20 protein-coding genes are annotated in these 21,031 nt (G+C 40.4%); 15 read left to right on the forward strand and 5 right to left on the reverse strand.

All coding sequences use genetic code 11. The features are described from left to right. A partial coding sequence (locus tag ABJV04_RS04035) for a GGDEF domain-containing protein (RefSeq protein ID WP_348490025.1) occupies nt 1–1,739 on the forward strand: 1,739 nt, incomplete at its 5' end. Nucleotides 1,740–1,756: 17 nt separating this feature from the next. On the opposite strand, the gene ABJV04_RS04040 is transcribed toward ABJV04_RS04035, so the two are convergent. The 3 genes from ABJV04_RS04040 to ABJV04_RS04050 all read right to left on the reverse strand — a co-directional run bounded on the left by ABJV04_RS04040 (nt 1,757) and on the right by ABJV04_RS04050 (nt 5,647). Further along, nucleotides 1,757–2,551, reverse strand: coding sequence for a peptidoglycan-binding protein (locus ABJV04_RS04040; protein ID WP_348490026.1), 795 nt, complete (start codon nt 2,549–2,551; stop codon nt 1,757–1,759). A 202-nt stretch (nt 2,552–2,753) separates the two neighbouring features. Next, complete coding sequence (locus ABJV04_RS04045; RefSeq protein WP_348490027.1) at nt 2,754–3,236, reverse strand: peptidylprolyl isomerase; 483 nt, start codon at nt 3,234–3,236, stop codon at nt 2,754–2,756. Between the two features lie 23 nt (nt 3,237–3,259). Further along, complete coding sequence (locus ABJV04_RS04050) at nt 3,260–5,647, reverse strand: ATP-binding protein (RefSeq protein WP_348490028.1); 2,388 nt, start codon at nt 5,645–5,647, stop codon at nt 3,260–3,262. A 246-nt stretch (nt 5,648–5,893) separates the two neighbouring features. Here ABJV04_RS04050 and leuS point away from each other — a divergent pair, with 246 nt between their 5' ends. The 14 genes from leuS (at nt 5,894) to ABJV04_RS04120 (ending at nt 20,220) form a co-directional block, all read left to right on the forward strand. Then, the gene (gene leuS / locus ABJV04_RS04055; RefSeq protein ID WP_348490029.1) at nt 5,894–8,497 is read left to right on the forward strand and encodes a leucine--tRNA ligase; all 2,604 of its coding nucleotides are present in this window, start codon (nt 5,894–5,896) and stop codon (nt 8,495–8,497) included. A 4-nt stretch (nt 8,498–8,501) separates the two neighbouring features. Next, entirely contained in the window at nt 8,502–9,017 is a 516-nt protein-coding gene (gene lptE / locus ABJV04_RS04060) for an LPS assembly lipoprotein LptE (RefSeq protein WP_348490030.1), read from the forward strand. Beyond that, entirely contained in the window at nt 9,017–10,039 is a 1,023-nt protein-coding gene (gene holA / locus ABJV04_RS04065) for a DNA polymerase III subunit delta (protein WP_348490031.1), read from the forward strand. Before lptE ends, holA begins: the two co-directional genes overlap by 1 nt. A 119-nt stretch (nt 10,040–10,158) precedes the next feature. Next, the gene (rsfS, locus tag ABJV04_RS04070; RefSeq protein ID WP_348490032.1) at nt 10,159–10,476 is read left to right on the forward strand and encodes a ribosome silencing factor; all 318 of its coding nucleotides are present in this window, start codon (nt 10,159–10,161) and stop codon (nt 10,474–10,476) included. 32 nt (nt 10,477–10,508) lie between these two features. Continuing rightward, complete coding sequence (rlmH, locus tag ABJV04_RS04075) at nt 10,509–10,979, forward strand: 23S rRNA (pseudouridine(1915)-N(3))-methyltransferase RlmH (protein ID WP_348490033.1); 471 nt, start codon at nt 10,509–10,511, stop codon at nt 10,977–10,979. 2 nt (nt 10,980–10,981) lie between these two features. Continuing rightward, nucleotides 10,982–12,895, forward strand: a complete 1,914-nt coding sequence (mrdA, locus tag ABJV04_RS04080) for a penicillin-binding protein 2 (RefSeq protein WP_348490034.1) — start codon at nt 10,982–10,984, stop codon at nt 12,893–12,895. Nucleotides 12,896–12,904: 9 nt separating this feature from the next. Beyond that, nucleotides 12,905–14,023: a rod shape-determining protein RodA gene (gene rodA, locus ABJV04_RS04085; RefSeq protein ID WP_348490035.1), complete on the forward strand. Its 1,119-nt coding sequence runs from the start codon at nt 12,905–12,907 to the stop codon at nt 14,021–14,023. Between the two features lie 47 nt (nt 14,024–14,070). Beyond that, nucleotides 14,071–15,072: a lytic murein transglycosylase B gene (mltB, locus tag ABJV04_RS04090; protein WP_348490036.1), complete on the forward strand. Its 1,002-nt coding sequence runs from the start codon at nt 14,071–14,073 to the stop codon at nt 15,070–15,072. Nucleotides 15,073–15,074: 2 nt separating this feature from the next. Next, nucleotides 15,075–15,896: a septal ring lytic transglycosylase RlpA family protein gene (locus ABJV04_RS04095; RefSeq protein ID WP_348490037.1), complete on the forward strand. Its 822-nt coding sequence runs from the start codon at nt 15,075–15,077 to the stop codon at nt 15,894–15,896. 285 nt (nt 15,897–16,181) lie between these two features. Continuing rightward, a complete protein-coding gene (locus ABJV04_RS04100; RefSeq protein WP_348490038.1) occupies nt 16,182–17,354 on the forward strand; it encodes a serine hydrolase in 1,173 nt (390 codons plus the stop codon). A 45-nt stretch (nt 17,355–17,399) separates the two neighbouring features. Further along, on the forward strand, nt 17,400–17,663 hold the full coding sequence (gene ybeD, locus ABJV04_RS04105) for a DUF493 family protein YbeD (protein WP_348490039.1): 264 nt from the start codon (nt 17,400–17,402) through the stop codon (nt 17,661–17,663). A gap of 18 nt (nt 17,664–17,681) precedes the next feature. Continuing rightward, a complete protein-coding gene (lipB, locus tag ABJV04_RS04110) occupies nt 17,682–18,332 on the forward strand; it encodes a lipoyl(octanoyl) transferase LipB (RefSeq protein WP_348490040.1) in 651 nt (216 codons plus the stop codon). After that, nucleotides 18,325–19,287: a lipoyl synthase gene (lipA, locus tag ABJV04_RS04115; protein ID WP_348490041.1), complete on the forward strand. Its 963-nt coding sequence runs from the start codon at nt 18,325–18,327 to the stop codon at nt 19,285–19,287. Before lipB ends, lipA begins: the two co-directional genes overlap by 8 nt. Before the next feature lie 81 nt (nt 19,288–19,368). Continuing rightward, entirely contained in the window at nt 19,369–20,220 is an 852-nt protein-coding gene (locus tag ABJV04_RS04120; protein ID WP_348490042.1) for a peptidylprolyl isomerase, read from the forward strand. A 9-nt stretch (nt 20,221–20,229) separates the two neighbouring features. On the opposite strand, the gene ABJV04_RS04125 is transcribed toward ABJV04_RS04120, so the two are convergent. Further along, nucleotides 20,230–20,667, reverse strand: coding sequence for a MarR family transcriptional regulator (locus tag ABJV04_RS04125; protein ID WP_348490043.1), 438 nt, complete (start codon nt 20,665–20,667; stop codon nt 20,230–20,232). A gap of 18 nt (nt 20,668–20,685) precedes the next feature. Further along, the gene (locus tag ABJV04_RS04130) at nt 20,686–20,970 is read right to left on the reverse strand and encodes a putative quinol monooxygenase (protein ID WP_348490044.1); all 285 of its coding nucleotides are present in this window, start codon (nt 20,968–20,970) and stop codon (nt 20,686–20,688) included. Between the last annotated feature and the right edge of the window lie 61 nt (nt 20,971–21,031).

The raw sequence follows: 21,031 nt of genomic DNA on the forward strand, positions 1-21,031 counted from the left end.
GTTTTGTCATTTGTATAAGTTGTTTACTGTGTTTATTAACTCCTCTTTCGTCACAAGCAGACGTAACGACTTTATTACACAAGGCAGATAAAATTCGAAGTTCAGACTTTAACACTTTTGAAGCGTTGATGACTGAGCTAGAGGAAAATAAAGGCTCATTTAGCGAGCAACAAAAACAGTTTTACAAACTACTAAAAGGCTATCAACTTACATTTAACGGCAAAGTTGATGAAGCTATCGCCCTATATAGAAATATTGAAAGCAGTAATGCTTCAGAAACGCTTAAGTTGCGAGCCTTAAGTTCATTAGTAAACAACTATGCAGTCAAACGCGATTTTTATCTTGGTGCAAAAGCTATTAACCGGTTATTTGACCAAAGAGAAAAAGTCCAAGACGAGGAAGCCTTAAACAGCAGTTTTGGGGTGGTAGCAATATTTTATAACCAAGCACATCAATTTGAGCTAGCTTTACAAGTAGCGAATCAATTATTAAAAAGAACAACAACCAATCGAACTCAGTGTTTTGCGCGCCAAATTAAAGTTGAAGCTGAATTTGAGTTAGCAAAGACCTTAACGGATTACCAATATGCACAGCAGAGTATAGACTTTTGCAAAAGTCATAATGAATTTTTGGTTGCTAATATCATTATCATGACAGTGGCAGAGTCATTGACCAAAGAAAGTCGTATCAGTGAATCCCTCAAATTGTTGCAAGATGCTGAAAAACAGACACTTGCAAGCAAATACCCTCCTTTGATTGGTGTGTTTTTTAGTTTATTGGCTAATAATTATCTACTTTTAGATCAACCTGATTTGGCGAAAAACTATGGTCTTAAAGCGTATGACAGTATTCAGAATTTTGGTTTAACAAAAGCTCTAGTAAGGTCTCTTGAAGTTTTATATAAAGCCGCTGAAGCACAAGGCGATTACCCGCAAACAATCGATTACTTAAAACGTTACAATCAAGCTGAAAAAGCCTACTTAGATGACACCATTGCAAGAGGCCTTGCGTTTCAACAAGCCAAATACGAAAAACTAGAGCAAGACAACACTATCGTTATTTTAGATAAACAAAATGCTCTATTACGCACACAAGCGGCCCTTGCAGCAGAACAGTCCCGCAACAATAAATTGGCGTTAACCCTGGCAGTTTCGCTACTCATCTTATTATTCGTTGTTTTATACAGGAACAGAAAAGTCCAATTAAAACTAAGAAAAATGGCCGAAACCGATGAGTTAACAGGGATCAGTAACCGTCACTATTTCAATCATCGTGCAAAAAGCATTATTGAGAATGCGGAAAACCAACAACAACCAGTTAGTTTTGTATTATTTGACTTAGATCACTTTAAAAAAGTAAATGATACCTATGGTCATCAAACTGGAGATTGGGCCCTTAGAGAATCTGTTAAACAAGCAAAACGAGTATGCCGTTCTATCGATCTTATTGGCCGAATGGGCGGTGAGGAGTTTGGTATTGTATTGCCTGGCTGTAATATTGATGAAGCAAGTAAGGTCGCTGAAATTTGCCGCGCAGCTATTGAAAACATCGATACGCAAGAAACCGAACATCAATTTAAAATCACCGCCAGCTTTGGTGTCGCGGATGCGTTGCGCTGTGGATATGGTTTAGAAAAGCTGTTTGCAGGTGCTGATACTGCATTATATGAATCTAAAGAAAATGGCCGAAACCGTGTGTATCAATTTAATAGCGAAAGTCCAGGGTTTACGGCAACCTAACAAAGATAAATTAGGTGCTAAGATTTAGCGCCTAATTTGTCCCAAGTGGCTTTTCCCACAATACCATCGACCTTTAAACCATTACGCTTTTGAAAATCAATCACAGCTCCTTCAGTGCCAGCACCAAAGTCATTATCTATTCCTATTGCGTAGCCTTTATCAACCAACATTCTCTGCAATTCTCCGACTTTTTCTCCAAATGAGCCGCGGCGAACAATCACCGCTTTTTCGCCCTCGTTAAACGCGATTCGGATACCTTCAATTGCAGCCAATGCACGTTTGGCTTTTTGCAAATATTTACGCCTGTCGTCTAGACCATTGGTACCACCATTAACCAGTTTTGTTGCTCTGATTAGATCGTCTAAATCCGCAACCGCGTTAATTTTCCTAGTGCGCCAATACTCACAAGCTATTTTTAATGAAATCGCGGGATCTGCCGCAATATTAGGGTCATCTTCCAAAGGTAAATTGAGTTTTTTGCCATATTGACGGTAATTGGCTCTGCCAGTTAATTGAATTAATCCCCGACCTTTAAAACGCTTACCATCACCCACTTGATCGTTTCCTAAATCACTCCGCCCTTCGTAAGCGGCACCCGATGCGAACTCTTCGGTGGTCCGAAAACCAGCACACTCGTGGGTAACCTGCCCCATAAAATGAGCTATTCGTAACCTGGTGTTAATTTGATAGCTAGCTAAGGTTGGTGCGAATATCGCCGAAATTTGACCGACTATGCGCATTTGAGCTTCGGCTTTTGCGCCAGAAAAGCGCGGAGCAACAGATAAAATGAAATCACCATCCACTGGAATCATGTTAGATATCCTTAAGTTATAAAAAACATAAGTGCATTCTAACTGCGATGCAACATCCCCCATCTTTACGAAATTGGAATCGTTTGAAGTAAAAGGGTCATATTGAAGATAGTCTATATATCGGAAAATGCGTAAATAAATAGCGCAAATTTTAATCTTTACGCTTTTTATTGATGGCTTAAAAAAGAATAACTAACTAAGGTTAGTGATGATGTCCTCCTACACCATGAGCGTGGCCGTGGGACAACTCCTCATCAGTGGCATCACGAACATCCTCGACTTTTAACTCAAACTTAAGGGTTTTACCCGCCAAAGGATGATTAATATCCACGGTAGCCATAAACTTACCCACTTTAACAATGGTCACTTCTCTAGCTCCCTTGTCTGTTTGCAACACCGCGGACATCCCTGGTTTCCACTTTTTAGCCCCTTGCAGATGTTTCACCGAAACTCGTTGTTCTGCATTTTTAATCACTTCACCAAAAGTTTCCTCCGGTGGAAGTTCAACGCTAAACTCCTCACCTGTGCTTTTACCTTCCAATGATTTTTCAATTCCAATCATCATATTATTGTGGCCGTGGAGATAAGCCGCAGGATCATTGGAAAAACTTGATTCTAACTCGTTATCTTCTAAGTCTTTGATTCTATAATGAAACTGGACTACTTTATTTTTACTAATCGGCATAATTCTCTCTTTTTACTGATTTGTTAATCGTCATCAGCGCCATTCACGATAGACGCAATATTATACAAACGATTTACCGCCAAATAATTCATCGAACCTTTAGGGTAACGACCTCTAGAGTTTAATTCACCCGCTTCTTTACCGGTTAACAAAGACAATGCCTGATCAACGGTTGCCACTGTATATATGTGAAATACGCCCTTACTAACAGCTTCGATTACTTCACTGTTAAGCATTAAGTTGATCTTATTTGAATGGGGAATAATCACGCCTTGGGTACCCGTTAAACCACGATGCTGGCAAAGTGTGAAAAAGCCTTCTATTTTTTCATTTACGCCACCAATGGATTGTACTTCACCATATTGGTTGATTGAGCCGGTAATCGCTAAATCTTGTCGAGCGGGCACTTCGGTTAATGCGGATATCAGTGCCACTAGTTCACCTAGTGACGCACTATCTCCATCAATATGACCATAAGATTGTTCTAGGGCAATATTTGCCGATAAGGTCAACGGGAAATACTGAGCATATTTGTTTCCCAAATAGCCCGTCAGCAACATGACTCCCTTAGAATGAATCGGTTGGCCGAGTTCTACTTCACGCTCTATATCCACCACACCGTTTGCACCGGCATAAACTGTGGAAGTAATTCTTGCTGGTGTCCCAAACACACTATCGCCAATTTCAAGCACAGTTAAACCATTAACTTGACCAATTGATGTCCCTTGTGTGGCAATCAATATTTGACCTTGTTTAATGTCCTCTAGTAGCGCTTGGCTTACCCGTCCTGTTCTTTCTATTTTCGCTTTTAACGCGGTTTCAATATGCTCAGTTTGAATTTCAGTCGACTGTTCTAAACCACAGAAATAATGGGCTTCATTAATTAATTCAATAACATCTGAAAAACGTGCAGACAGGTTCTCTTGATGCTCTGCTAAACGCAAACTGTATTCCACTAGTCGATACATAGCTTTATCGGAAATGCTGTTCAAGCCAAGAGACATAATATGATTGCGCACTCTGCCCACAAAATCGTACAAGGTTTGCTGATTAAGGGGAATTTCATGGTCAAAATCCACTAAAACACGGAATAATTCATCGAACTCTTCATCGTAATCTTGCAACAAATAATATAAGTCTCTCGAACCTAAAAGTACCACTTTTACGTTCAACGGAATTTGCTGAGGGATCAGTGTCATGGAATTCACCATACCCACATCAAGTTGCGGCAACTCCATTTTAAGTTGACCGAATTTCAAGGCTAACTTCAAGGATTCCCACACAAAGGGCTGATCGATCATTTTATCCGCATCTAAAAGCAGATAACCACCGTTAGCTTTGTGCAACGCCCCACTTCGAATCATACGAAAACTGGTATACATTGAGCCTTGCACATTAGTGTATTCAATTTTACCAAACAGATTTTGATGGGTAGGATTGGGTTCGTAAACCACTGGTGCCCCATCGTGTATATTATGGGAAACCAAAATATTCGGTAAATATTGCTCTTCTAATACATCACGTTTGTCGTACTCATCTTGTTTATCATCTTTTAAATCACCTGCCAGCAATTCAACAATGGTATCCACTAAATGAGATTTTAGCTGTCTTAAGAATTTTAGTACCGCTAACTCGTTGGCATATTTGTGCTCTAAATCTTTAAGTAGTGGTTTAATTCCTTGTTCAGCAGTATCGCGCTTTAATTTGCGTAATTGTTCAGAGGAATGACGCTTCCATTTAGGTAACTCTAGTAGCGCTTCACTTAAATAGTCTTCTAAGTGGTCGATTAATTGATAATAATGCTGACGCTGTTGATCATCCAATTTTGCAAAGTCCGCATCCGTAATGGGCTTATCATTTAGAATTGGCGAAAAACTAATGGTGCCACTTTCTTCAAATAGTGCGACGTTTTTAGATTGCGCATACTGCTCAACTTTATCAATCGCTTTGTCGTAGCGTTGATCAAACTCTCTAGCAATGGCTGCTTTTTTACGTTGATAACCTGGATTGTCGTATGCTGCGGGAAAAGTATCTAATAGAACATCAATCAACCCTTCCATGTCTTTGTGCAACATTTTGCTTTCGCCGGCTTTAAGGCGCAGAACAAAGGGTTCCCGTTCTTCTTCAAAGTTATTGATGTAACACCATTCATCAGGAGTCGGAATTTTATCCACTGATTTAGCAATATATTCCTGAACCAATGTAAAGCGCCCGGTCGCATGCTCCCCCATAACATACAAATTATAACCTGTGGCTTGAATACCCAAACCAAAAGATAGCGCTTCTCTGGCCCTTTGTTGGCCAATAAATGACGCCATAAGAGCGTTATCGTCCCGTAACGCCTGGTTTATCAAATCACGGCTGGGGATTGCAGTTAGTTGTTCAACACTCAGTGATTTATGTTGCAGCATATAAGTTTTTCGAAGTTAATTTGGCCACAGTGAAACCTTTATGTTGAATTGTGTCAACTGTCAAACCCCTAACTAATTTAGGTTTCGACTAAATTATAACCACTACAGAGGTTTTTAATTGCTCTAAACAGCATTTCAGGTTGTTTGCACACGGCTAGCTAAGGTATTCTTGCAGGAATAACATTAAGAAGCTCTTTTCGCTTCTTGTAACAGATAATTATACTATTTTTTTGGAATTCCGTGTTAATGGCTGACAAACAATACGACCCGCAACAAATCGAATCAAAGGTACAATCCCATTGGGAAGAAAATGACATATTCCGCGCTGAAGAAGATGCCAGTAAGGAGAAGTTTTATTGTTTGTCTATGTTTCCCTACCCTAGTGGTCGTTTACACATGGGCCATGTCAGAAACTACACCATTGGCGACGTAATCAGTCGCTTTCATCGCATGCAAGGTAAAAATGTTTTACAGCCTATGGGATGGGATGCATTTGGGTTGCCAGCTGAAAATGCCGCTATCAATAATAACACAGCTCCTGCGAAATGGACCTACTCCAATATCGACTATATGAAGCAGCAACTGAAGTCCCTTGGATTTGGTTATGATTGGAACCGTGAATTGGCCACCTGCAAGCAAGATTATTACCGTTGGGAACAGTGGTTTTTTACTCGTTTGTACGAAAAAGGCTTAGTTTATAAGAAAAACGCAACGGTAAACTGGGATCCAGTGGATCACACTGTACTGGCCAACGAACAGGTTATTGATGGACGCGGTTGGCGCTCAGGAGCATTGGTTGAACAAAAAGAAATTCCCCAATGGTTTATTAAGATTACCGATTATGCTGAGGAACTGTTACAAGATTTAGAGCAGTTGGAAGAATGGCCAGAACAAGTTCGCACCATGCAAAAAAATTGGATTGGCCGCTCTGAAGGGGTCGACATTAAGTTTGAGCTAGCTCAGCCAATTGACAACATAGAAGAGTTCGAGGTCTATACCACTCGTCCAGATACCCTTTTAGGTGTGACCTATGTGGGTATTGCCGCCACCCATCCAATTGCTTTAGCAGCAGCTAATAGCAATCCAGAATTAGCAGCATTTGTTGAAGAATGTAAAAACACCAAAGTTGCAGAAGCTGAAATGGCAACCATGGAGAAAAAAGGCTGTGCCACTGGTTTGTATGCAATCCACCCTATCTCTGGCCTTAAAGTACCCGTTTGGGCTGCTAATTTTGTATTGATGGATTATGGTTCAGGTGCGGTTATGGCTGTTCCTGGTCATGACCAACGAGATTATGAGTTTGCAACTAAATACAAATTGAACATCACCCAAGTCATTGAACCCCTTGATGGTAACTCACAAGCTTGTGATCTAAGCGAAGCGGCGTTTACTGAAAAAGGTAAATTAATCAATTCTGGACAGTTTGACGGGTTAACCTCAGAACAGGCATTCGAAAAGATAAGCGAAGAATTAGAGAACCAAGGTAAAGGTCAGCGCAAAGTGAATTACCGTTTACGTGATTGGGGCGTTTCCCGTCAACGTTACTGGGGTTCACCTATTCCGATGCTAAACCTTGAAAATGGTGAATCAGTACCAGTTCCAGAACAAGATTTACCCGTGGTTTTACCGGAAGATGTGGTAATGAATGGCGTGGTTTCGCCAATAAAAGCCGATCCAGAATGGGCTAAAACTGAATATCAAGGCCAACCAGCCTTACGTGAAACTGACACCTTCGATACGTTCATGGAATCGTCATGGTATTATGCACGCTATACCAGTGCACAAAATGATCAAGCCATGCTAGATCCAACTCAAGCTAATTATTGGCTGCCGGTTGATCAATATGTAGGTGGAATTGAACATGCAATCCTACATCTACTTTATTCTCGATTTTTCCATAAACTACTTCGAGACGAAGGTTTAGTAGAGTCTAGTGAGCCGTATAAGAAGTTGCTTTGCCAAGGAATGGTTTTAGCTGACTCTTTTTATCGTGAAGATGAAAAAGGTAAAAAACATTGGTATTCACCTGCAGATGTGGAAACCCAAAAAGACGAAAAAGGTCGCATTATTAGCGCCAAGTTAATCAGTGACGAACAAGAAGTTGAATTTGGTGGCATGACTAAAATGTCAAAATCTAAAAATAACGGAATTGATCCTCAACAAGTTATTGATATTTATGGTGCAGATACAATTCGTCTGTTCACTATGTTTGCCGCGCCACCAGAACAAACCTTAGAGTGGATTGACTCTGGTGTTGACGGTTCTAATCGCTTCTTAAGACGCTTCTGGAAACTAGTTCAAGAGCATTTAGCATTGGGCCCAGTTGATAGTTTGGATCTTTCTACTCTTACTTCTGAGCAAAAAGCATTACGTCGTCATATACATAAAACCATAGATAAAGTGAGTGATGATATTGGTCGCCGTCAGACTTTCAATACTGCAATAGCCGCAATTATGGAGCTTTTGAATCACTTACAAAAAGCGTCTCAAGATTCGCCTCAAGATCGTGCTCTTTTAGATGAAGGGTTACAATCTATGGTGTTAATGTTGAACCCAATTACTCCCCATATTTGTCATGAATTGTGGGCACAGTTTGGACACACAACTGAAATAGCCTTTGAAGCCTGGCCTCAAGCTGATAAAGCCGCCTTGGTTGAAGATGAAAAATTAATCATCGTGCAGGTAAACGGCAAGGTTCGCGCAAAAATGACAGTAGCGGCTGATATGGCTGCGGATGACGTTAAAGAGCTGGCTGTTGTGCAACCCAACGTTACACAATTTACCGAGGGTAAAACCCTTAGAAAAGTCATCTATGTACCCGGTAAACTTGTTAATATTGTGGCTAATTAAGTTGATGAAACTATTTTCAGGTCGTGTTTTTTTATTAATTGCAGTGCTGGTAACTTTGCATGGTTGTGGCTTCAAGTTTCGAGGTTCTCAACCGTTGCCGGAGGGTATTCAGCAGGTCTATTTAACGGGTCCCAAAGAGTACTCCCCATTAAAACGCGCCCTGAAAGAACATTTTGATTTTTACCAGATAGCTTATGTAGCTAATATTCCGGTAGAACAAAAAGACCAAACTATCGCTATTTATTTATACCCAGACTCTCTAGATAGAAGATTACTTTCTCTTTTTAGTACTGGGCAAGTTGCAGAATATGAACTGGTTTTAACCATTAAACTACAAGTTATCTTCCCTGACAAAGAACCCCAAATAGTTGAATTTGACGTCACCAGAGAATATCAGGATGACCCTGACGCAATTCTTGCTAAATCTCGAGAGTTGGATTTGATTTTAAAAGAGATGCGAAACCAGGCGGCAGATCGAATCGTTAGAATGTTACCGAGTTTAGATAGCCGAGAACGTTAATGCAGGTTTACCCAAGTCGCTTGGCGCAGCATGTTAAACAAAATAATCATAGTTTTTATATGATCTTTGGCGATGAGCCACTGCAAAAAATGCTGAGTATTGAAGCCATACGTAAACAAGCTTTACAACAGGGTTTTGATGAACGTCAGCAATTAAGTGTAGATAATCAATTTCAATGGTCTCGTTTAATTGAAGCAACCCAGACTTTGTCACTGTTCAGTTCTAAACAATTTATTGAATTAGAACTGCCAACAGGCAAACCCGGCACCGAAGGCAGCAAGACACTTTGTGAACTTGCAGCTAACGCTAATCCAGACACTATTGTACTTATTCACGGCCAAAAGATAGGCCGTGATGTGCAAAATGCTAAATGGTTCAAAGCCTTGGATAAGCAAGGCATTTACGTCCCTTGTTACCCACTGGAAGGTAACAACTTGCATCAGTGGGTTGCTGGTTACATGAATGAAACGGGGTTAAAAACCGGACCAGAATCGATAAAGCTGCTCAGCGATTATTGTGAAGGCAATTTATTAGCAGCCAAACAGGAAATTGATAAATTACTGTTGTTATTTCCTAATGGCCTTGTCACTGAACAACAAATAATTGAATCTGTTGTAGACCAATCTAGATACAATGTATTTCAATTGGTCGACGTTATGTTATCCGGTGATGCAGTTAGAATGGTTAAAATGTTGTATCGATTAGAGGCTGAGGGTGTAGAGCCAACTATAGTATGCTGGGCTTTAACTCGAGAGTGGCAAATATTAAATACGTTGCTGGCCGACAAACAGGCCGGTAAAAGCATTAACTGGAATCAACATCGTATTTGGAAAAACAGACAAGCTTTTTATTTAAGCGCAATGCAACGTATGAGCTTTGCAACTTTAGACAATATTCAACAAAAACTACAAGTACTAGATCAGCGTATTAAACAATCTCAAGTTATGCGTCCTTACGTTGAGCTTTGCCACTTGTGTTTGTTATTTGTCCCCTATGACCTAACCTCTATTCCGTTTGAATAGCAGAATAGGTTACGCATAACACGGCAAACCCAATAAAACTGAAGTAATAGATAGCTATGCTAGTTTGTCTTTATTTCTGATACAATTTACAGCGAAAACTTGTTTTAAGAGGAACACAATTGGAAAGCGACGAATTCAAAAAATTTGTAATCGAGAAAATCGAAGATTTAAAAGCCAGAGACATTGTTGATATCGATGTGAAAGGCAAATCAACTGTGACTGATACTATGTTAGTTTGCTCAGGAAATTCAAAACGACATGTGGCATCAATTGCACAAAATGTGGTTTATGAAACCAAACAAGCTGGTCACCCGCCTCTGAGTGTTGAAGGACAAGAAGAAGGTGAATGGGTATTAGTTGACCTAGGTGAAATTGTTGTGCATGTCATGCAAGATCAAACTCGTGACTTTTATCAGTTAGAGAAGCTTTGGGCATAATAAACTAAAATCAATCTAGGAAATTAGCTCGAATGCGCATTCAACTGATAGCAGTAGGCACAAAAATGCCCTCTTGGGTAGAATCCGGTTATCGAGAATATGAGCGCCGTTTTAACGGCGACTTACAATTAACACTTACCGAAATACCCGCTGGTAAACGAGGCAAAAATGCAGACATTAAGCGCATTTTGCAAAAGGAAGGGGAACTTACCCTAAATTCTATACCCAAAGGTAATAAAATAGTCACCCTTGAAGTAACAGGAAAAGCCTTGACCACAACTGATTTGGCAAAGAACCTTGCAGCCTGGCAGATGGATGGCCGAGACGTTAGCCTACTAATTGGCGGTCCTGAAGGGCTTGCACCAGAATGTATTCAAGCGAGTGAACAAAAGTGGTCTTTGTCTGCCCTCACCTTACCGCACCCGTTAGTTAGGATAATCGTTGCAGAAAGCCTGTATCGAGCTTGGTCGGTGAATGCTAATCACCCTTACCACCGAGAGTAGTTTTGCCAGTTAACCGCGTTACGATTAAAGATCATTCGGCCGAAGCCAACCTTTTTGCAAGACGCAGCTTTATTGCAATGGTGTTGGTATGCTTGGCAATGATTCTTATCATCAGCAACTTATATTACCTGCAAGTATCCAAACATTCAGATTATCAAACGCGTTCTAATGGCAACCGCATAAAGGTATTGCCCGTGGCCCCAAATCGCGGCCTCATTTATGATAGAAATGGCATTCTATTGGCGGAAAACAGACCGGTGTTTTCGTTGGAGGTTATCCCCGAAGAAATTGATGACTTAGATGATACTTTAGCACAACTCACCAGCCTGCTAGATTTGAGCGAAGACGAAATCTCTGATTTCAAAGCAAGTATGAAACGGGTTAGACGATTTAAACCTGTATCGTTACGTAACCGGCTTAGTAATAAAGAGTTGGCATTGTTCTCAGCCAAGCAACATAAATTCCCTGGGGTTTCAATTGAAGCTCGATTAACTCGCCATTACCCTTTTGGCAGCGCACTTACCCACGCACTGGGATACGTGGCAAGGATCAATAAAAAAGACCTGCAAAAACTCAATGAAGCCGGCCAAGAAGATAATTATGCTGCTACCCATGATATCGGCAAACTTGGCATTGAAAAATATCACGAAGAACTACTACATGGTTCAGTGGGTTATCAAGAAGTAGAGGTAAATAGCAAAGGACGTATTATCCGTACTTTAAATTTTCAACCTCCAGAACCCGGTCAAGATTTGATCTTAAATATTGACGTTAAAATGCAATTAGAAATACAAAAAGTATTAGGTGATACTCGCGGTTCGGTAGTTGCACTGGATGCAAAAACCGGTGGCGTTTTAGCACTGTACAGTAACCCAAGTTATGATCCCAATTTGTTCGTTCACGGCATTAGCAGTAAAAACTATGCTAAATTACTGCAATCTACTGACCGTCCTTTAATAAACCGAGCGACTCAAGGTCAATACCCTCCAGCATCCACCGTTAAACCTCATTTGGCCCTTGCCGGCTTGGAAGAAGGCGTTATCGATAGTGAAACTCGCTTATTCGATAATGGCCGATACAAGCTCAAGAATGTGAGTCATGTTTGGCGAGATTGGATCCCCTGGGGACACGGCTGGGTAGATGTTAAAAAATCCGTAGAGGTCTCCTGCGATTTTTTCTTTTACGATTTAGCTTATCATTTAGGTATTGATCGTATAAACGAGAGCATGACCGAATTTGGCTTTGGTGATTACACTGGAGTCGATATTTATGAAGAGTCCGATGGAAATATGCCAAGTCGCGGTTGGAAAAAAGCCCGTTATAACGAACCTTGGTATATCGGTGACACCATTTCGGTCGGAATTGGCCAAAGTTATTGGACAGCCACCCCATTACAATTAGTCAAATCAGTAAATACACTTGTAAATAGAGGCAAAAGAATTGTTCCGCAAATTTTACGAGGACGCATTGTCAAAAACGAAATGGTGTTGGATCCTTTAAAAGAATTACAGCCTATCCCAGTTAAAAATAGCGAAAATTGGGATCTAGTACTGTCTTCCATGTATGGAGTTATTCATGAACCTCATGGTACGGCACGTGGCGCTTTTGTTGATGTTAACTATGAGCCAGCAGGAAAAACTGGTACAGCACAGGTAGTGTCCATTGCCCAAGATGCCAAATACGACGCCGAAAAACTGGCTGAAAAACACCGAGACAACGCTATGTATGTAGGTTTTGCACCCTATCAAGATCCGCAAATAAGTATCGCCGTAGCCCTCGAAAATGCGGGTGGCGGTAGTTCACAGGCCGCGCCTATTGCTCGCAGGGTGATGGACTATTACTTTAAAGACAAGCCGCCTCAATTGGTTCAGACTAATGTCGAAGAAACTGAATCCGTTTCTCAGACACAACAATAAGCCTTGCCCATGTTAAGAACGAAATTAGAACCTAATAAACAATCTATTTTCACAAAAATACACATAGACGTGACCTTGTTGATTGGTCTTTTAGTTTTGATGGCAGTGGGTCTAGTTACCATATACTCCGCAGGTGGCCAGGACATGGCACTGATCCAGCGCCAAGTTATTCGTCTTGGTGTAGCATTATTTGTGATGTTTATGTTGGCGCAAGTTCCGGTATTAGCCTATCAACGAGTTTCAGTATATTTTTATATCGCTGGCGTTTTAATGTTAGTCGCGGTTCTACTATTTGGGGTGTCAGGAAAAGGCGCTCAACGCTGGTTAGATTTGGGTGTTGTCAGGTTTCAACCATCTGAAATCATGAAATTAGCCGTACCTATGATGATCGCCTGGTATATAAGCCGCTTTAATCTTCCCCCCAAAATATGGAACATTTGCATCGGCTTTTTATTTGTTGCTGTTCCAACATTACTTATCGCTAAACAACCTGACCTTGGAACATCACTATTGATTGCCAGTTCAGGCGTGTTTGTATTATTTCTAGCAGGGATGAGCTGGAGTCTAATTTTAATGGTCACCTGTTTAGTATCGGCTTTTGCCCCTGTAATGTGGTTCTTTTTAATGAAAGAGTACCAAAAACAACGGGTACTAACGTTCCTGAACCCCGAGAGTGATCCCTTGGGCTCTGGTTATCATATTATTCAATCAAAAATTGCTATTGGCTCTGGTGGAGTAAGTGGCAAGGGTTGGCTTCAAGGTACTCAATCACAATTAGAGTTTTTACCTGAAAGACACACTGACTTCATTTTTGCTGTATTTAGCGAAGAGTTTGGACTGTTTGGAATTTTAGCCCTGTTAGCCATATATTGTTACATCATAGTAGTAGGTTTAATGATAGCAATGCGCGCTCAAGATGCTTTTGCAAAGTTATTGGCTGGCAGTATCACCTTAACCTTCTTCGTTTATGTATTTGTTAATATGGGGATGGTATCTGGTTTGTTACCTGTTGTTGGTGTGCCTTTGCCTTTAGTCAGTTATGGTGGCACCTCAATGGTGACTTTATTAGCCGGATTTGGCATTCTAATGGCAATCAGTACTCAAAAACGTCTACTGTCCAGACAATAATAACTAAGTATCGGGTTAAATCAGACAGATTTAGCCATGGAGAGAAAATGCGAGCGCTAGCAAAAATACTATTATGTTCCGCTTTATGTCTTAATTTGACGAAGGTTGCAGCTGAACAGTCGACTAAGCCAGAAGTTAACGATCAGGTTGAAGCGTTCATTACTATGATGACTGAAAAGCATCAATTTGAAGCAGACTTCATTAGACAAACTCTGAGCAATGCTGAAAAAAATCAAACTATTTTAGATGCAATTGCCAAACCTTGGGAAGCGAAACCTTGGCATCAATACTACCCTATTTTTCTAACCGACAAACGCTTAGTAAAAGGCGTGGAATTCTGGCAACAACACAAAGACGACTTACAACGAGCGGAACAAGAAACTGGCGTTCCGGCACAAATTATTGTTTCCATCATTGGTGTAGAAACATTTTACGGCACATATAAAGGTAAGTACTCGGTTTTAGATGCGCTTTATACTTTAGGTTTTCATTACGCTCCCCGCTCGAAATTTTTTAGAAGTGAGTTAGCTGAGTATTTTCTTCTTACCCGAGAAGAAGGATTTGACTTAGATGAAGTGAAAGGCTCTTATGCTGGTGCTATGGGTTGGGGGCAGTTTATCTCATCGAGTTATCGTCATTATGCGGTAGATTTTGATGGCGATGGTGTACGTGACTTGTTGAACAACCCAACGGATGCCATTGGCAGTGTGGCAAACTACTTCAAACGTCACGGTTGGAAGGACGGTGAACCCGTAGCATTTAAAGCGAGTGTGCCAGTGTCCAATGACAAGATTGATAAACTGATTAGTAAAAGTTTAAAGTACAAACACACATGGCAAGATCTAGAGGCCGCAGGAGTGAGTCTTAGTGACGAGGTTTCATTAACTCCACAGCAAAGTGTAAAATTATTGGCGTTTCAACAAACTGACAACACTGAGTATTGGGTTGGTCTACCTAATTTTTATACGATAACCCGTTATAATCATAGTCCTTTGTATGCCATGGCAGTATTTCAATTCAGCCAACAACTAAAACAAGCAATGGAATAAAAATGAAAAGACTTGGTTGTTTGATATTTTGTATTTTAATTGCTTCATGCAGCAATACAGGCCGTTACAGTCAACATTCGGATTCAAAGCCAAAATCAATTAGCAATGATATTGACTTTCGAGATGTCAAACCCAGCTACGAGCCATATCTAGCCGCATCCATGCGACCCTATACTGTGTTAGGAAAATACTATAAACCCCTTAAAACCGGAAAAGGTTATGCTAAACAAGGTATTGCATCTTGGTATGGACAAAAATTTCATGGCCATTTAACTGCAAATGGCGAAGTTTATAATATGTTTGCCATGAGTGCCGCTCACAAAACCTTACCCCTGCCATCAATTGTAAAAGTGACCAATATTGAAAATGGCAAAATTGCAGTAGTGCGAGTGAACGACCGCGGTCCTTTCCATGATAATCGAATCATTGATTTATCCTATGCAGCAGCAATGAAGATCGGTGTGTTAGATACGGGAACCGCCAAGGTAAAAGTAGAAGTTTTACACTTGGATAAAGATGGCACTCTAACGGTAGGTAACACACCCGCTCCAGTACCGACGACTTTAGTGGCAGCGAATAAAAGTGAGCAGTTATTCATTCAAGTTGCAGCACTTCAAGACGAAACAAAAGTGCAAGCCTTAGCACAAGGTTTACAAAGCCAATATCAAGTATCCGTCAACACGCCTAACGAAAATGGGTTATTTAGATTGCACTTAGGCCCCCTAAATGATGAAAATCATGCAGAACAACTTTTGCAACAATTAAAACAAGATGGCTACAGCAGTGCATTTCGTATTTATAGTCAATCAACATTAATACCCTAACCTTCAATCAAGACTCTGCTGCTTTTAGTCCTGAAAACTTAAAATTAACCGCTAACTAAACTTTTTTAGGTTTTTAGCGGTCATATTATGAGTTGAAATATACGCCTGTACTGATTTACGCTGGCGCTTATTCATTTAGAGTTGAAATTAAGCATGTCGTCCGACATAAAATGTGAGCGATTAAACGAACTTGCAGATATTTTTCACGAAAGTAAATGACAGAAATGATATATTACGCAGCGCTCACGAAACACTTTTTAAAAGATTAATAAAAATGGTAGGTCAATGAACAATATTAAGTCTATTTTTTTCGGGTTATTTTGCTCAGTTAGCACAGCTGTATTCTCGGTTAGTGCCTTCTCAGCCGTGGTTATTCCCCCTCCTCCGACTGTCGCCGCAAAAGGCTTCTTGTTGATCGATCATAATACAGGTCATGTAATAGCGGAACTAAACGCGGATATTCAATTAGCTCCTGCAAGCTTAACAAAAATGATGACCAGTTATGTGATTGGGAATGAACTTAAATTGGGTAATATTTCCGAATCCGATATGGTCACAGTATCTGAAAACGCCTGGGCCAAAAACTTTCCTGACTCATCTAAGATGTTTATTGAAGTCGGTAAACAAGTTTCAGTTCATGATTTAAACCGAGGCATTATTATTCAATCTGGTAACGATGCTTGTGTTGCCATGGCTGAACATATTGCAGGAACAGAGGGTGCATTCGTTAGTTTAATGAACGCCCATGCTGAAAAATTAGGAATGACCTCAACGCATTTCGTAAATAGCCATGGTCTGCATGATGCTGATCACTATACCACACCGCGTGATATGGCTATTCTAGCCAGTGCTTTGATTAATGATGTTCCAGAAGAATATGCTTTATATGAAGAAAAAGAGTTCACCTATAATGACATTAAACAATACAACCGCAACAGTTTGCTTTGGGACAAAAGTTTAAATGTAGACGGAATTAAAACCGGTCATACATCAGATGCTGGTTACAGTTTGGTGACTTCAGCGACCCAAGGTGATATGCGCTTAGTTGCAGTGGTTATGGGCGCGGATAGTGAAAGAGCCCGTAAAAACGAAAATAAAAAATTATTAAAATATGGTTTCCGTTTCTTTGAAACTATTACCCCTTATAAAGCTGGAGACAGCTTCGTTTCTCATCGCATTTATATGGGTGACAAAGAAACTGTAGACTTGGGAATTAACCAAGACACCCCCATAACTATACCTAGAGGTCAGGTCAAAAACCTAAAAGCAAACTTCGAACTGGAAAAAAGCTTAGAAGCCCCTATCGCTAAAGGTGAAGTGGTTGGTAAGTTGTTTTTACAACTTGAAGGCGAAGATATTGCAGAATATCCGTTAGTTGCACTACAAGAAGTGCAAGAAGGTGGCTTGTTTGACCGAGCCTACGATTACATAAAATTACAACTTGGATTTGGTGACTAGTCTATTTACTAACATTCAAATCCCCAAATTAGTTAAGAGAAAAAAGTGGATACTAAATTCGATCAATTATTGGATTTTCCTTGTTTACAAACATTTAAAGTAATGGGAGTTGCCCATGAGCAACTTCCAATTGACGTGGTTTCTTGTTTACAAAATCACGCACCAGGTGATTATAGTCCAACCATAAAACCTAGCTCTAAAGGCACTTATCATTCGTTATCTATTAGCGTAAAGGTGACGAGTAAAGAACATATGGAAACTATTTACACTGAGTTATCTAGCCTAGAGTTAGTGCGAGTTGTGCTTTAATGAATTTGTCAGTACCCGTTGAATAATATGTCTTTAATTGTTCGTCAACTAGGTAAACAAGCTTATCAGCCAATATGGCAGGCAATGCAAGACTTTACTGATACACGAGACGCTACAGTTGCAGATGAAATATGGTTAGTTGAACACTTACCTGTATTTACTCAAGGTCAAGCTGGCAAAGAGGAACATCTGTTGGCACCAGGGGATATACCCGTGGTTAAAGTAGACCGTGGCGGTCAGGTGACCTATCACGGACCTGGCCAACAAACCATGTATGTGCTGTTGAACATTAAACAACGTAAGCTCGGCGTAAGAAACTTGGTTACGGCCCTTGAAAGTTGTGTTGTGAACACATTACAAGACTACTCCATTAACGCCTACCCTAAAGCGGATGCTCCTGGAGTGTATGTTGATGATAAAAAAGTCTGTTCTGTTGGGCTTCGCATACGCAAAGGCTGCTCGTTTCACGGCTTAGCATTAAATGTAAATATGGACTTGTCTCCATTTAATCGTATTAATCCTTGTGGCTATGCAGGCCTTGAGATGATAAATTGCGCAACTATTGGTGGACCACAATCTGTAAACGACGCTGGAACTAAATTAGTTGAGCACTTTTGCAATTTGTTAAATATTGATCACAAAGAATATAAAGAAGGTTTTGATGAGTAACGCACGACCACAAGCTGGAGTAAAACTCCGCGACGATGAGAAAGTAAAGCACATTCCCATTACTATTGTTCCAACTGAAAAAGAACAAATGTTGCGTAAGCCTGAGTGGATCAAAATTAAATTACCCCGTACAACGGAAAAAATTGATCACATCAAACAAACGTTGCGCAAAAATAATCTGTATTCGGTGTGTGAAGAAGCAAGCTGCCCTAACCTGGCAGAATGTTTCAACCATGGTACAGCGACCTTTATGATTTTAGGCGACATCTGTACCCGACGTTGTCCATTTTGTGACGTTGCCCACGGGAAACCTTTGCCTCCAAGTGCTGAAGAGCCAATTAAATTGGCAAAAACCATTGCCGAAATGGGATTAAAATATGTGGTTATTACTTCAGTTGACCGTGATGACCTCCGTGATGGTGGTGCACAACATTTTGTTGACTGTATCAATGCCATTCGTGAGCACAGCCCTACGACTAAAATTGAAGTTCTGGTTCCAGACTTCCGTGGACGAATGGATCGCGCACTAGAGATATTTAAACAAGGCGTGCCAGATGTGTTTAACCATAATTTGGAAACCATTCCTCGCCTTTATCGTGAATGTCGTCCAGGTGCGAATTACCAGTGGTCTTTAGATCTGCTTAAGAAGTTTAAGCAACAGCATCCTGAAATCCCCACCAAGTCTGGTTTGATGATGGGAATGGGTGAAGACAAGCAGGAAATAAGTGTGGTGCTTGATGATCTGCGTGCCCACAACGTTGATATGCTTACGTTGGGACAATATCTGCAACCTAGTAAACACCATTACCCATTAAAGCGCTATGTACACCCTAATGAATTTGACGAATTAGGTGATTACGCTCATAGCATCGGTTTTACCCATGCAGCCTGCGGCCCTATGGTTCGCTCTAGTTATCACGCTGATAAACAAGCGGCAGGTGTGGAAGTTAAATAAGTAAAACACAATAAAGTTTACGAATGAATCAAAGCCCGTTAATGTAATCATTAACGGGCTTTTTCGTATTAAGGAATTTCAATGAAATCATTTAGCGCTCTGTTAGTCTTACTTACCTTTTTTAGTGATTCGGCGTTAAGTAAAATTCAAACGGAATGGCGAGCACCTGCATTAGCAAACCAAGTTTATATGCAAACTGACGAAGGATTAGTGATCATAGAGCTTGCACCATTTATTGCGCCTAATCATGTTACACGGTTTAAAAACTTAGTGAACCAAGGTTATTACGACGGCTTAGACTTTTATCGGGTGATAGACGGCTTTGTTGCCCAAGCAGGTGATCTTGAGGATAAAAAACCAACTCAATTTAATAGTCCACTAAAGGCAGAGTTTACCCGCCCTATTCCCCCCATGAGTGCCTTTCAACTGGAACAAAAAAATGATTTTATGGCACCTGAAACTGGCTATTTACATGAATTTCCTGCCGGTCGAGATTTACAAAGTAAAGAAGAGTGGCTTCTTCACTGCCCAGGCAATGTAGCCATGGCCAGGGATGTAAATAAAGACTCAGCCACTACCCATTTTTATATAGTCATTGGCCAAGCTACTCGACACCTAGATCGAAACATGAGCTCCTTTGGTCAGGTTATCTATGGCATGCCTGCCTTGCAATCCTTAAAACGGGCAAGTGTCAATGAAGCGAGTGGCGTTATCGAACAAGCTGAGCAGCGTAGTAAAATACATTGGATTAAAATAGCAGAAAATATTGCCCCTGAAGAACGCATTAACATTGAAATACAAAAACAGGACTCTGATGCCTTCCAAAAGCGTTTACAAAGCGCTCGTGGTTTAGAAAGTGAATTCTTTCACTTTAAGGGTAACGGTAACTTGGACATGTGCTACTACAAGCCCAAAACTTACATAAACGGATAACGGTTTTATCTACACCGAGTGGCTTTGAGCACTCAGAATGTCAAAATAGCCGGGCAATATTGACCTCAGTAATTCTTTACTTGTTGGAGTTAAAGATAGCAAAACAGCCCTTGCATCTTGCTTATCCTTTTTGGAAGACAATAACGAGGCTGCAATAAGCTTCTTTATGGCTCGACTCAATACCGGCTTCGATACATCTAACCTCTCTGTTATTTCATGGGCAAAGAGATGATCACGATCCGGCTCCCGATCAATCACCATCATGACTAAAAATCGTAATTGAGAAAGGTTGTGGCTAGCAAAATAGTCCTCTAATTTTCGAATCAAAGTGCTGTATTCTCGCAGTCCTTGCAATTTTTTAGCGACATCTTCACTTCGCTCAGGAAAGTAATCTTCACTGTAGCGGTTTATCATTGCTTGAGTCGGTAGCTCTTTTAGAAAAAACATATTTTTAAACTTCTACCTTTATTTAAGCAAAGCCATGGTTTTTATCTCAACAGGCTCAGCTAACCACTCTTGATAAGCAGCAAACACCTGTTTTGTATAATCTTGCTCATAATGTTGTTCAAGGGCACTTTCATCCTGCCATTGTTCATATAAAAATAGCTGTGTTTCACTTTGATTTGTGTGGACGTCAAATTGCAAGCAACCTTCTTCTTTTCGAGTAGCCCCTAATATTCCAAGAATAGCTTTTTTTGCAGATTTAAAATATTGGGCCTTTGGTGTAATGGTGGCAAAGATACAATGCACAGAGCAGTCCTTAATCAAAACAATATAGTTACCATGGTAACTATATGCGCTATATTGTCAA

It is taken from the genome of Aliiglaciecola sp. (genome assembly GCF_039982535.1).
Taxonomy (GTDB): Bacteria; Pseudomonadota; Gammaproteobacteria; order Enterobacterales; family Alteromonadaceae; genus Aliiglaciecola.